The organism is Paenibacillus lactis, assembly GCF_017873605.1.
Classification (GTDB): domain Bacteria; phylum Bacillota; class Bacilli; order Paenibacillales; family Paenibacillaceae; genus Paenibacillus_AQ; species Paenibacillus_AQ lactis.
Genome location: NZ_JAGGKI010000011.1, coordinates 192,299 through 206,590, shown reverse-complemented (window position 1 = coordinate 206,590; position 14,292 = coordinate 192,299). Strand labels below are relative to the sequence as shown.

Genomic DNA, 14,292 nt, shown 5'->3' with positions numbered 1-14,292 from the left:
AAATGGATTGGATTTCTACTGTGGACAGTCCCTTTTTCATGCGTTCATACACCGGCACCTTCAACTTGGCTGAGGATTAAGCAAATAGGTTTAACGAAAAAGAAAAATTTAAATTGACAGCATTTAATAAATACAAGTAAAATACATGTATATTTAGCGATAGCCATATCAAGCTTTATCAAGACAGCATGAAGCCCTATCACCGAACCGATCCATAAAGCGATGAACATGGTGAAGAATCAAGAGAGGGGCGTTATTGATTTGTACCGGGTAGAGATGATTAGAGTTCCGCTCCTCGAGACCGGCGAGACCCATACGCTGGCGTTCAGGTTCATCGATCCTTCCGGCAGCGTCATGCAAGGCTGCACCCCGGCGGGCATCGTTACCTGTGAGCCGTCACAGGTGCTTCAGGCGGACGGGTTGACGCTGAGCGCGATGGAGCCAGGCGATGCAGAGGTTAAGGTGGACTTTGGTGATAAACGATTCCCTGCCGTCTGCTGGCGTGTTACGGTTATACCGCCTTCCGAGCCCATACATAGAATAACAATCCGGAGCCCGCGAATTTTATTCCTTCCGGAAGAGGCTGAAGCATTCCGTCGGCAGATTAGAGGTAAGGAGGAAACAGCAGGGGATGGTGCTAAGCCCGATTCGGCGTCAGCCATCCAATACCCGAAGCTGTGGCACAGCTACTTAGAGCGGGCAGCCGGTTATTTGAACGAGACGGGTTTTACGGTCCATTATCCTTCTATCTCCCAAGAGTGGCATGTATCGCTGCCGCTGAAGGAACCGGAGCCGACAGCAGATCCGGAGGGCTACACCGACTTTCCTTACTGGACGATGTACGCTCGGGCAATCGAGGAACGGCTTGTCGTGTTATCAACCGTTTATATCATCACGGGCATGACCGAATATGCCGAGAAGGCAAGACGTTATTTGCTCGCATTGGCTTCTTACGGAAAATGGTATGAGTTCGATCATCGGGGCGCCGAGGGCAATCTCAGCAATGCCCACTTTCTGATCGGCGTATCAGCTGCTTATGACGCCATCCGCGGCATGCTTACGGAAGAGGATAGGCTCCATATAAGGGAATCCATCCTAAGTAAAGGATTGCAGCCGTTAGCCATTGATATCGGAAACCGGGACCGGCATAACATCGTGGCCGCCAAGCATGTTGCCATGATGTTCGGAGCGGCAGCGATCGCGGATGAAGTTCCGTATGCGGTCAAATATTTGCAGGCTTCCCTTGAATATTTGACGGATTACTTGGATTTCAAGCTGATTTCCGGGGAGACCGAAGGATTTTTATATGATCAAGTAGCTGCACGGCACGTATGGATGGCGGCAGACCTGTATCGTAGAATGACGGGGAATGCCGATCTGGTCAATCACCCTTATTTGGCGGAAGAGCTGCCGGAGCGTTTGCTGCATTTTTTATCCCCGGTTGTGAATACGTTTCCAAACTTCTCGGATTCGTTCTACAAGCTGGATATCGCATATGTCATGGCTATGACGGCCTCGCATCATGCCCATCCTGCAGCGGGCTGGTATATGCGAAGGTATGAGGCGGAGCATCCGGCTGCACTTTTATATCTTAATGAGGAAACGCTTTCAATCGATCCGGATGGTTATTACCAAGGAGCCGTCTCCGCCGTGTTCCAGCCGGTCGGCTGGGCTGCGCTGCGATCGGGTTGGGGGAGAGGAGATCACCTCTTATGCTTTACCTCAAGCCCGTCGGCCAAGGATCACAATCATAGGGATCAGAACCAGATCATGCTGAATGTCGGCGGCGAATGGCTTCTGACGGGTCCGGGCTATCAGGACTATGTGCCGGGCCCGAGAGCGGATTATACAACAGGCACGATCGGGCATAATTCGCTGCTTGTCAATGGACAGGGGCAGCAGTCGCTCGGCGGCGGGTACATTTGCGACAGCTCGCTGTTCCCTTGCTTCGAAGTCGTAAGCGGGGACGCTTCGGCAAGTTATGGGGAAAGCCTAAGGTCGTATCGCCGGACGCTGTATCATATCGACGCGTCTTATTACGTCATCGTCGACTATGCTGAGCTGAACCGTGAAGGGGATGAGGCGGAACTGCTATTCCACACAACTTCATCCATTTGCGGGCCAGATCATGCCCTGATCAGTCCGGGAGATTCAGTGGAGAAGTCCCACCTGATGATTCGCGGAGAAGAGGCTTCGGTTCAGTTGCTGTTCCTAGCGCCGGATCAACATCGGGTTTCCGTCCGGGACTATCCGGGGGCGGAAAGCTACGGACCTTTTATCAGCGTTAAAGCATCATCAGGGAGCAGCATTCGTTTCGTTACGTTGCTGATCCCGCAGTCCGGCGATGCAAGGAACATCACCGTAGACCATGTGACAACAAGCGGTATTAGCGGAATCGGCTTTACCGTACTAGAAGAAGGGGAGCGAAGGGATTACATGATGTTTTGCGATACAACAGAAACGATGGATTACGAAGGCTATTCATTCAGTGGTTCTGCCGTACGATTGAGTTCGAGCATGGTGGGGCAGGATCCTCTAGATTCCGGCAATTCCGGCAGACTTGATCTGTCCTGTGCGACACGCTTTGCAGGCCCGGGAATCCGCTACCGTTCCGAAGAACCTTTAAGCCTATATTTGGATACCGGAAGTTTGAGAGGGGCGGTTTATAACGGGAAGTCGCGAGATGCGTCCTGCGAATTGTGCCTGGATTGGTCCGGTATTCGGCTAAACCTGATCGTTCCTCCAGGGAAGCATGATCTGGATTTACTCCAGGGATGGATCATTCCCGCCGAGGAAAGGAGGGGGACTCATGGAAACGCTCGTACAGGGCACGGAGCCCGGAAAAAAACCGACCGCGACTAAGGCAAGCCGAGGCAAGCGGATTCGTGCACGGATGTGGAAGGACCGCTATCTCTACCTGCTTCTGCTCCCGGGATTGTTGTATTTTATCGTCTATCGGTATGTTCCGATGCTGGGCATCACCATTGCATTTAAAGATTACAGCCCCTTCATGGGCATCGTCGACAGTCCTTGGACTGGCCTCGATAACTTCCGCCGCATATTCGAAAGCTCGGAAGTCGTTCAGGTGATCTGGAATACGCTGATCATTTCATTTCTGCAAATTATCTTCGCTTTCCCTGCGCCGATCATCCTGGCAATCATGCTGAACGAGGTGGCGAACCCGCTGTTGAAACGGGTGATGCAGTCGGTGGTATACATGCCTCATTTCCTCTCGTGGGTCGTTGTGGTTGGGATCGTGACGATCTTTTTCCGAAATGAGGGCCTGGTTAACGACCTGCTGCGGGAAGCATTCGGCGCCCAGCAGACGATCGGCTTTCTGACCGAGCCGCAGTATTTCCGTCCGTTTCTGATTTTAGAGGTGATCTGGAAGGAAGCGGGATGGGGAACGATCATCTTCCTTGCCGCACTAAGCGGCGTAAATCCGGCGTTGTATGAAGCTGCCGTAATGGACGGCGCAAGCCGGTTCCGCCAAATCTGGCATATTACGCTGCCGGCGATCCGAAGCACGATCATCATCATGCTGATTATCCGGCTCGGGGACGTCCTAGAAGTAGGGTTCGAGCAGGTCTTCCTCCAGCTGAACGCATTCAATATGCATATCGGAAATACGCTGGATACCTATGTGTACTTTAAGGGAATTCAACAATCCGATTACAGCTTCTCAACCGCCGTCGGCGTGTTTAAAGGGCTGGTCGGGCTGATCCTGGTCATGGGCGCGAACAAATTATCCAAGCGATTTGGCGAGCAGGGCGTCTATTGATCCGTTGTGAAAGCCCACAGAAAGGAGAAACATCCTTGAATCAAAAATCCATCGCCGAACGCTTATTCAACTCGGTGAATATCGGTTTGCTGCTTCTGATTTCAGCGCTGATGCTGTTTCCGTTCTTATATTTATTCTCGGTTTCCTTCTCATCCTATGAGGATTTCCTAGGAAGCCGGCTGCTGTTATGGCCGTCGAACTGGACGACCGATGCGTATGAGTACATCTGGAGCTCCCGCACGTTTCGTCAGGCGCTATGGACCACCTCGCTTGTAACCGTGCTTGGCACGCTGGTCAATTTGTTCTTTACCAGCACGATGGCCTACGCCTTGTCAAGACCGATCATCGGCCAGCGGAGCGTCATGTTTATGGTGGTGTTCTCGCTCTTGTTCTCGGCGGGGATGATCCCTACTTATTTGGTTGTGCAGGCAACGGGACTGCTGGATTCGATCTGGTCCTTAATTCTGCCTGTCGCGATCGCTCCGTTCAATCTGATCGTCATCCGGCAATTTTTCCTTAACATACCGGGCGAAATGATTGAGGCCGGGATTGTAGACGGTGCCAATGATCTGCAGATTTTCTATAAAATCATCCTTCCGCTGTCCAAGCCGGCGCTGGCCGCCTTCAGCTTGTTCTACGCGGTGACCCATTGGAACAACTACTTTGCTCCGATTCTGTACATCAATGATTCCTCGAAGTGGACCATTCAGGTCGTGCTTCGGCAGATCGTGGTGGTGGGAGAGACGACCGGCACGCTTGGCGGAGATAACATGTTTGCCGCCCAGCCTCCGCCTCCGGAGACGATCCAGATGGCGGCGATTCTAATGGCTACGCTGCCTATTCTCATCGTGTATCCATTCTTGCAGAAGCATTTTGCCAAGGGTGTCATGCTTGGTGCTGTTAAAGGGTGAGAACTCAGGGCTGCTGCAAGAAGCTGGGCTGTCGCTGAGATCATCATAACTGGGGCGCAAGCTCCAAAATCATAACCAAAATGGGGGAACGTAAATGTCGAAAAAGCGCATGATTACCATGATGATGGCTGCACTTCTCTCGGTCAGCCTGGCCGCCTGCGGTCAGAGCAGTCCGGGCCCGAAGAGTGCAGAACAGCCGCAGGAAGGAGGAAAGGCACCAACCGAGGGCGAAGCGAAACAGACCTATACCGTTACGGCAATCGATTACCGCTATGGGGATCCGCCGCCGTCATCCAGCCCGGGGCTGACGATGATCAACGAAAGATTCAATGTCAAGTATGAGCCGACGTTTGTGCCGAATACCGCGTTTGACGAGAAGATCAACGCCACCTTCGCCTCAGGCAAAATACCGGATATGATCGGATTGATGACGGCGGATGTGAAGAACCGCTACAACAAATTTGCCAAGCAGGGCGCATTTCTTGACATCGAACCGTATATCCAGGAATATCCGACGCTGAAGCTGGTTCCGGATTTTATATGGGATGCGGTGAGGGTCGACGGGAAAATCTACGCGATCCCGCAATATGCCCCGAAATACCAGGTCGTTACGGTCATCCGCAAGGATTGGCTCGATAAGCTGGGCCTTGAGGTTCCAACCAACTACGAGCAATTGAAGGAGGTCGCGATCGCATTCACGAATAACGATCCGGACGGCAACGGCAAGAAGGATACGTACGGTTTGGCCATCGGTCAGGATATTAACCCGAACTTCAACCAAGGACCGTATTGGGACCCGGACGCCTGGTATCATCAGGATGAAGCGGGCAATTATATTCCGGGAATGATCGGCAACGGCCGGAAGGAATTTATCACGATGCTGTCCGAGCTGTATAAAGCGGGTGCGATGACCAAAGATTACGCCATTCTGAACTGGGCAGATACGAATAAAGAGTTCTATTCCGGCAAGGCGGGCATCTTCATCGGAACGCCGCGCGGCATGTCCCAGGAGTATATGGACGGACTGCTGGCCATCCATCCGGACGCACAGTTTGTAAGCCTTGGACCGTTCAAAGATGCATACGGTAATCAAGGACTTACCTCGGGTGCAGGATTTAACGGCATTACTCTGCTAAGCGCCAAGCTGGCGTCCAAGCCGGAGAAGCTGAAGCGGATTCTTACGATGATTGATTTCGGCCGCACCTTCTACCCAGAGGACAGCCGGAACGAGAGCAATGCAGACTTCGACTGGTGGTCCGGAAAAATCGGCGTCGGCTACGAGATGAAAGACGGCGTGCCGGTAAACAAGGAAAACTTCGCATCCGACGGACTCGCGCCATCCACTTATTTTGTGGACAATACGGCATGGGCGCCCCAGGATTTCGACAACGACTACTCGATCACCTATCAGACGAAGCAATTGTCCGATCTGGTTGAGTCCATCGAAGCGATGTATAAGGAAATCAAGCTGTATGCGAACCCGATCACCGGCCTGGAATCCGCTACGGACAATGCCAAAGGCGCGGAGCTTAAAAAATACGTCATGGATGAGCAGGTGAAGATGATTGCCGGCACGCGTCCGGTATCCGAATGGGATCAGCTTGTTCAGGAATATCTGAGCAAAGGCGGAGCCGATATCATCGCCGAGTATAATGCAGGCATTACGGAGAAAGACCCGAAGGCGCTTTTTAAATAAAGCCCAGGAGAAACGTTAAGAGTTTGTCCCTGCAGAATACGTCTGTCCTCACGCGAAGAAGGCTGGCGAGAGCAGACGTATTCAATCGCCAGGGCGGCTGAGAAGGGAGTAGGCAGCATTGAGCATGCAGGCAGTAAAAATCGGGTTGTGGTGTAACCGTAATGCAGCAGAATATCATTGGAAGCATGGTCAAAATATATTTCAGCTCTATATCGAAGAAATTCTGTCACATGCCGGCATACCGTATCGGTTATTCGATCAAGCGGAGCAATTGAGCGCATACCGCCCTGATATTATCGTGAACGTGCTTGCTGGCGAGCAAGAAGAGGATTTGGACCGTCTGCTGAAGTGGGTGGAAGAGGGAGCCGTCGTGATCGCCTACGGGGGCTTGAACCGTTTGGCTTCGAGGATGGGGTGCGTCGAAGTCAGCTGCCGCGAAGCGGTGTATGCGGAGGTCGAAGGGATGGAAGCGGTCCTTCAAGGAAAGCTCCTGCGGGCACTATGCAGCCAGCCTTGGAAGCCGTTAGCCGGGCATGAGCAGACTGCATCGCCTCTTGCAGAAGCTCAAGGAAAACTCCGCTTGGGGAAAGCCGGGAGCGAGCTGGGTGCAGCCTGTTTGGCCTTTCGGGTCGGTACCGGCAAGCTCATTCGCTGGAATGTGGATATCCCGAGCACGATCGTTTATCTTCAGCAAGGAAGAGGGCCTGTGTATCAAGACGGCATTCCTGCCGAGGATGGAACCGGGGGCATAGACGAGGGAATCTTGAAGGCGGATGACGGCATGGAAGTCGACTGGAAGGAGGATCGGGTCAAGACCGATTCGAATATTCCTTACTTTCCGATTCCTTATGGAGACCTATGGCGCGAGGTGATCGTTCACGAGCTGATGAGGGAAGCAGCGGGTCTCGGGCTCACCCTGCCGTTTCTAGATTATTGGCCGCGCGGGATCAAGCAGGTTGCGATGATCTCGCATGACAGCGACTTCAATTCCGAAGAGGCTGCAAGAACGACGCTGGAGCTTTTGAGGGAATGCGGCGTCCGTTCCACTTGGTGCATGATCGAACCCGGATATTCCAGGGAAATGTACGACATGATCGCCGTTGCTGGGCATGAGCTGGCATTTCACTTCAATGCCCTTGAAGCGGAGGGCGGCATATGGTCCCAGGAGGAATTCTCCCGTCAGCTTCAGCATTTGCGACAGGCAAGCGGAGCGGATATCGTATCGAATAAGAACCATTACACCCGCTTTGAGGGCTGGGGGGAATTGTTCCGTTGGTGCGAGGCCGAGGGGATTCAGGCCGATCAAACCCGGGGTCCTAGCAAAAAAGGAAATGTCGGCTTTCCGTTCGGCACGGCGCAGCCGTACTATCCGATCGCATGGGCGGATGAACGCAACCGGCTGTATGATGTGCTGCAAATCGGATTTTTGACGCAGGACCTGGAGCATCCAATGCTTCCGGACATGTCGGTTATTGAGCCGTTCCTTCAAGCTGTCAAGGGCGTGCGCGGCGTTGCGCACTTTCTGTTTCACCAGCAGCATATTCATCGCATCGAGGGTGTGCGGGAAGCCTTTCGGGCTGTTGTCGGTCAAGCGAAGAACCTGGGATACACGTTCTGGACCTGTGCCGAAATAACAAGCTGGGAGCAAGCCAGACGGAACGCGAGATTTTCCGTGGATGCAAGCGGAGCCTTGGAGGCCGGCAATCTGCCGGAAGGAGCGGTCATCCGATATTACCGACATTCATATTCGGATGTAGAAGAAGATTCGAAGCGCGATCGCTATGGGCTCCCTTGCCCGGAATGGAGCGGAATGATCAAGGGCGCTGCCAAGCGGACGCGGTAAAAGGAGGGATGGACAGCATGGAACCACTGGCGCTGGACGGGGGGCCGAAAACCAAATCCACGCCGTTTGCCTCGGGCAAGCGGTTCGGTGCGGAGGAAGCAGAGCAGCTGCTTGAGGCTCTTGAGCAAAATACGTTATTTTATCATTTCGGCCAAAAGGTCAAACAGTTTCTGGCGGATTTCAATCAATTGTATGGAGTCAAGTACAGCGTTGCGACTTCATCCGGAACGGCGGCACTGCATGTTGCGCTTGGAGCGGCCGGCATCTCGGTAGGCGATGAAGTGATCACAAGCCCGATCACGGATCAAGGCAGCTTGATCGGCATCCTGTATCAGAACGCGATCCCGGTGTTTGCCGATTTGGAGCCGCACACCTACAATCTGGATCCGAAATCGGTGGAGTCGCGGATCACGCCGAGGACGAAGGCGATCCTTGTCGTTCATCTAGCGGGCAATCCGTGCGATATGGACCCGATCATGGAGATTGCCGAGCGATACGGTCTGAAGGTGATTGAAGACTGCGCCCAAGCCTATTTGACAAAATATAAAGGACGGCTAACGGGAACCATCGGCGATTACGGCTGTTTCAGCACCAATGACTTCAAGCATATTTCAACCGGCGATGGAGGCATTGTGGTTGTAAATTCAGAGAATGAAGCGGATTATGAGACCACGCATGCCTTTGCGGACAAGAACTATCGCCGACTCGGCACTCAGCTTGACCGGGGAACGAAGTACATTGCACCGAATTACCGGATGACCGAGCTTCAAGGGGCTGTCGGGATCGCCCAAGTCCGCAAGCTTCCGTGGATTTGCGAAAGGCGGAAGGTGATTGGAGACCGCTTGAATCAAATGCTGGCCACCGCGCCGGGAATACGTATTCCCGAGGTTCGGCCGGATGACGAATGCACGTATTGGTTTTATATGTTTCGACTGGAGCTGAACGAGCTGTCTTGCACGAGAGAGCAATTTTGCATGGCGCTGGAAGCGGAAGGCATTCCGAACCGGGCAGGCTATATTCCGCAGGTGTGCTATATGCAGCCGCTCTTTCAGAATCGGCAAGCTTATCTGGGGAGCAGCTTCCCGTTTGATCTAACGGAAACTTCCTATGAACAGGGCCTGTGCCCCGTTGCGGAGAGCATTCTGGAGACAGCGGTGCAAATTCCGATCAGCGAGTTTTATTCGGATGAGGATATCCGCGACATCGGGCTGGCCGTCTTAAAGGTCGCGAGCGCATACAGCACGCAGAGTAAGGGGCGGGTCAGCCATGTTGAAGAGTAGTGAGCATTCGGATACGAAGCCCTTTGAGTCCCTCGGCTATCCGGTCCGTGCCGACGAAACACGGTCGGCGGCGGTATGCCGAAACGAAAACGGGGAAGAGCGCGTCGTCATTGCCGCAAGAGGTTATTTGCTCATCGTGGATCCGGATAACGGCAGCTGCCGCCAGCTGCCGTTTCCGGATTTGTGCAGGGAGTATCCTTTTGCGGCAATGAGCACGAGGAGCGGCTTGTTTTGTACGGGAGCCGGAATGTGCTTGTATGTGCTTGACCCCTTCAAATCTGAATACATAGCCCGGTTTGAAGCGCCGTCAGGTGAGGAACACGCGGGTTTTGCATTCGCGGAAGATGAGCGCGGGACGGTCTACGCCACGACGTATCCGGGCAGCTATTTGCTGGGCATGGATGCTGCAATGCAAGAATGCCGGGTCATTGCCCGGCTTGATTCCGACCGGACATATGCGATGACGCTGGCTGCCGGAAGCGATGGATGGATCTATGCGGGACTGGGCACATCCTCTCCAGCGGTTGCCGCCGTTCATGCGGACAGCGGCGAAGTGAAGACGATTACGGTGAACGGGAACGCGGCCCCGGGCAGTGCACAGGTACACCGGGGGCAAGACGGAAGGGTGTATGCCCGGATTCCGAATTCTTCACATCCGTCGGCTGCCCTCGCAGAGAATTGGTACATCATCGAGGACGGCCAAGAACGTCCAATTCCTGAAGCTTCGGTATCTCCTTCGCTGTATCGCGGGGAAGGTTACCGAAAGGTGCATCAGGACCTGAGAAATGGCCGGAGCCTGCTGTCCTGGGAGCTGTCTGAGATGCGAATCTCCATTCAGCACGCGGATGGCACGCGATCGGAGATCCCGCTGCATCATGAAGGCAATGCCGCGGAGCTGTCGCCGATCTTCGCCGGGCCGGATGGCAATCTGTACGGCACCTCCAATCATCCGCTGCATTTCTATCGATTTGAACCGGGCCGCCGCCGAACCATGAACTATGGCCCGGACATGATTCAAAAGGGGGGCGGAGGCAATATTGCCGCTTACGCTTCCCAAGGCTCCAAAATCATCGGAGCCGCTTATGCCGGCGGGCTGATCCATGTAATAGACACGTCCCGCGATTGGGAGGGGGTTAGACAGCCAGCTTCACTAGGAACCGATATGGTTTCGCCAAGCTTGAGAAATCCCAGGCTGATCTATGCTGACAACCGAGTTCATCGTCCGCGCTGCGCGGTTTCCTTGAACGATGGCATGCACGTCTTGTACGGCGGGTTTCCTGGTTATGGAGCGGTCGGCGGGGGTCTGGGCATCGTGAACGTGGAGGAAGAAAGCGTCACGATGCTGGGGCATGAGCAAGTGATCCCCGGGCAGAGCACGGTGTCGCTAACGGTACTCCCTGGAGGGGGCGTCATCGGGGGGACCAGCATCGAGACACCGGGCGGGGGGCAGACCTCGGCCAAGGAAGCGGTCCTGTATGCCTGGGACTGGGCGTCCCGTTCCGTTACCGGAACCTGGGTGCCGATAGCCGGCGCCCGAGAAATTTCGGGATTGTGCTCCGGTCAGGGAGGAGATGTGTACGGGATCACCTCGGACAGTATCTTGTTCCGTTTCGATGTTAAGCAAGGTAAGGTTGTAAGCCTGTATGATCTATCCCCGTGGGGGTCCGTCGTCCGAAACGGCATGATGGAGTCTTCCCGCAACGGCATGCCGATTGTTATAGGACTGCTTAGCCGCACCCTATTCATGATTACGGCCGGGTCCGACGAGCCTGTTCGCATTGCGGCTTTGCCCGAGCCGGCAACCTGTGGGCTTGCCCGTATCGGAAACGATATTTATTACGGCGCCGGAGCCGAGCTGTGGCGATTCCATTGGAAGGAGGAGGTGTAAGCTGCCATGAATGAGATTCAGCGATTATCAAATAAAGGGCTTCATGATGTAAGCAAGGTCGCTCCACTGCTGGACGGCGGGGCGACAAAATCGGATTGGGAGGCTAAGCGGAAGCAAATTCAGTCCGTCTGGATGCGCACGCTCGGCGATGCGCCGCTTGAGAATATGTATGATAGCGAAGTGTTAAATGAGAGCGCATATACGGTACTAAGCGAGAAGGAAGAAGAGGATCATTATTGTCAGTATATCCGGTATGAAACCAAGGACCGGGATCTGGTGCATGCGTACCTTCTGCTACCCCGCAGTGTGACCGCTTCCGCCCCGCGGCCGGCTGTGCTGGCGCTGCATCCGACGACCGAAGTCGGGAAGTCGGATGTTGCCCTTGCGTCGGGAAGGGACAATCGCAGGTACGGATTAGAGCTTGCGTCTCGAGGCTATATCGTGCTAGCTCCCGATTCCATAACATTCGGCGAGAGAATCTACGAGGGCGAAGGACCTTTTCAAACGGCTCCGTTCTATAGACAGTTTCCATCGTGGTCGGTTGTCGGCAAAATGCTGGCCGATCATATCCGGGGCGTGGATGTGCTCGCATCCATGAAGCTTGTTCGTCCCGACCGGATCGGTGTTATTGGCCATTCCCTCGGCGGATATAACGGCTGGTTTCTGGCAGGCATGGATTCGCGGATCCGGGCGGTTGCCTCCAGCTGCGGCTTCTCCATGTTTCAAGGAGATCCGGAACCGAACCGATGGGGGCAGCGGGATTGGTTCTCGCATTTTGCCGGCCTCACCGAGGTGATGAAGCAAGGGGACCCGCCGTTTGAATGGCATGAGATCGCAGCACTGGCTGCTCCGGTGCCGATGTTTATGTGGTGCGGCATGAGAGATGCCATTTTCCCGCATTGGCTGGACAACACGCTCGGGCTTGCCGAGCTCATGAAGCTATACCGCGGTTTGGGCCGCGAGGCTGATTTCGAATGCTGGCTGGGGACGGAAGGACATGATTTCCCGCCGGATCTACGTGAAAGAGCATACCGTTTTCTTGACGCTCATTTGCTGATTTAAGGAGCTGCAAGTCTGAAATGACAATGATTGGAATCCTTATGTCATGCATGTTATACTGATATTCATAGACATGTATAGGAGCGGTATATATTGTTACGTAGAAGAAATGAATTTCATGAACGCTATGAGCGTTTCTTGCAGGATCTCAGGAATGAGATCGTAAGCGGGACACTTGCGCCGGGAGAGTTTATTTTACCGGAGAACACATTGAGCCAGAAATACGAAATGAGCAGGGTCTCCATCCGTAAGGCGCTTGATGAGCTTGTCCATGAGGGGCTAATCGAGAAGATTGCCGGCAAGGGCAATCGCGTCAAGCTTCCGGACGAGGACCGAACGTCGGTCGTTATTAAGCTGGCCTGGTTCTCCACTTCCTATGAGATTGAAATCGTGAAACGAATCATTGCATCCTTCGAGAAGAAATACCCGTTCGTTAAGGTGGAGCTGATGCTGTATTCGGAGGAGAACTATACCCGCACGCTTATTCATTCGATGGATGAGGAGCAGGGACCGGACGTATTCGTCATGTCCGAAATGCACTCCAGAGAATGGGTAGAGAGCCGCCGTACCGACCTTCTGACCGGCTATATTCCCCCTCATCTGCTTGAGGAAGGAGTCAGCTATCCGGAAGTTTTCCCGCTGTTCCAGCAAGGGGAGCAGATGCTGGCGGCGCCATTCATCTTCTCGCCTGTCGTCATCTGCTTTAACCGGTCGATTTTCGAGAAATACGGGATCAAGGAATACCAGCCGCTCGAGAGCTGGGACGACCTGCTCCGCGTGGCGAAGCTGTGCACGAAGGCACCGGATGAGGACGGGATGGTGGAGCATTACGGCTTCTGCTTCTCCGCCTCGTCCAACCGCTGGCCCGTCTTCCTGCTCCAGAATAATGGACAAATCATGAAGAGCGACCGCAGCCGCAGCACGATGGCGAATGAGAATAACATTCAAGCATTGGAGTATTGCCTGTCCCTGATGTATAAGGAGCATGTTTCGCCGATCTACGCGCATGGCAGCAGTCATTTGGCGGAGGGACTCTTCATGAAGGAACGGGTGGCCATGATCATGTCGACGTATTACTTCATGAACGAGTTCCGCGATCATTCCATCGCTTGGGACGTGATGGAGCTTCCGCGAGGCAAGCAGCCGGCTACGCTTCTGCTCGGCGGGGGGCTTGCGATCAATGCGCGCAGCAGCCATCGGCAGGTAGCCGAGAAGCTGGTCGATTATATGACAGGCGATGAGGGGCAGCGGCTGATCAAGCAATACGGATGCACGATTCCTGTCCTTCGGTCCGCTGCGGAGGACGATGCACTGCTTGACCCGGCCATTCATCCCGAGCATTACAACTGCTACCTGGATGTGCTGCCACATGCCTATCCGCTGCATACGCTCAATTTGACGCAGTCCGAAATCGAATTGCTATTTGATGAGCTGAATCTGCTGTGGGCGGGAATGGAGACACCTGCGGATACCTGCAGCCGAATGGAGTCCCTGTTTAATGAGCGGCTTGAGGCATCCGCCGTTAAACCATGAATGACCTAATTACGGGCATACTATGAATTCGCTGTGAATGTTTCATTATAGATCACGCGGGTATATATATCCTAAGTGGGGAGTGGAATTGATCATCACCAGACGGATAACATGACGTATTGTCAGCTAACCGAAAGGATGTTGATACCCATGGACAACAGAGTAGGGAATGAGGAAGGCCACGCCTGAATCGTTCCCAAGGAACACCTTGAGTAGCAATTTTAATATTGCGTGAGATGGAAAACCGCTTCCCGCTTTACAAAGCTCTGCGAGAGACCTCGCGGAGTTTTTGTATTTTTCT

General features: G+C 53.9%; 9 protein-coding genes. All 9 read left to right on the top strand.

Features of this window, described 5'->3' with window-relative positions; genetic code table 11:
* The first annotated feature begins 228 nt into the window (after window positions 1-228).
* Window positions 229-2,862, top strand: coding sequence for a heparinase II/III domain-containing protein (locus J2Z18_RS20185; protein ID WP_210095217.1), 2,634 nt, complete (start codon window positions 229-231; stop codon window positions 2,860-2,862).
* Window positions 2,810-3,781, top strand: coding sequence for an ABC transporter permease (locus J2Z18_RS20180; protein ID WP_028407164.1), 972 nt, complete (start codon window positions 2,810-2,812; stop codon window positions 3,779-3,781). The genes J2Z18_RS20185 and J2Z18_RS20180 overlap by 53 nt, the downstream gene beginning before the upstream one ends.
* A gap of 35 nt (window positions 3,782-3,816) precedes the next feature.
* On the top strand, window positions 3,817-4,692 hold the full coding sequence (locus tag J2Z18_RS20175; protein ID WP_007128386.1) for a carbohydrate ABC transporter permease: 876 nt from the start codon (window positions 3,817-3,819) through the stop codon (window positions 4,690-4,692).
* Between the two features lie 94 nt (window positions 4,693-4,786).
* On the top strand, window positions 4,787-6,388 hold the full coding sequence (locus J2Z18_RS20170) for an extracellular solute-binding protein (protein ID WP_210095216.1): 1,602 nt from the start codon (window positions 4,787-4,789) through the stop codon (window positions 6,386-6,388).
* A 124-nt stretch (window positions 6,389-6,512) separates the two neighbouring features.
* Window positions 6,513-8,231 (top strand): polysaccharide deacetylase family protein, encoded by a 1,719-nt coding sequence (locus tag J2Z18_RS20165; protein WP_210095222.1) that lies wholly within the window; start codon window positions 6,513-6,515, stop codon window positions 8,229-8,231.
* A 17-nt stretch (window positions 8,232-8,248) separates the two neighbouring features.
* Entirely contained in the window at window positions 8,249-9,511 is a 1,263-nt protein-coding gene (locus J2Z18_RS20160; protein ID WP_210095215.1) for a DegT/DnrJ/EryC1/StrS family aminotransferase, read from the top strand.
* Entirely contained in the window at window positions 9,498-11,399 is a 1,902-nt protein-coding gene (locus tag J2Z18_RS20155) for an NHL repeat-containing protein (protein WP_210095214.1), read from the top strand. The genes J2Z18_RS20160 and J2Z18_RS20155 overlap by 14 nt, the downstream gene beginning before the upstream one ends.
* A gap of 6 nt (window positions 11,400-11,405) precedes the next feature.
* A complete protein-coding gene (locus J2Z18_RS20150) occupies window positions 11,406-12,461 on the top strand; it encodes an alpha/beta hydrolase family protein (protein WP_210095213.1) in 1,056 nt (351 codons plus the stop codon).
* Between the two features lie 90 nt (window positions 12,462-12,551).
* Window positions 12,552-13,991, top strand: coding sequence for an extracellular solute-binding protein (locus J2Z18_RS20145; protein ID WP_210095212.1), 1,440 nt, complete (start codon window positions 12,552-12,554; stop codon window positions 13,989-13,991).
* The last annotated feature ends 301 nt before the right edge of the window (window positions 13,992-14,292 follow it).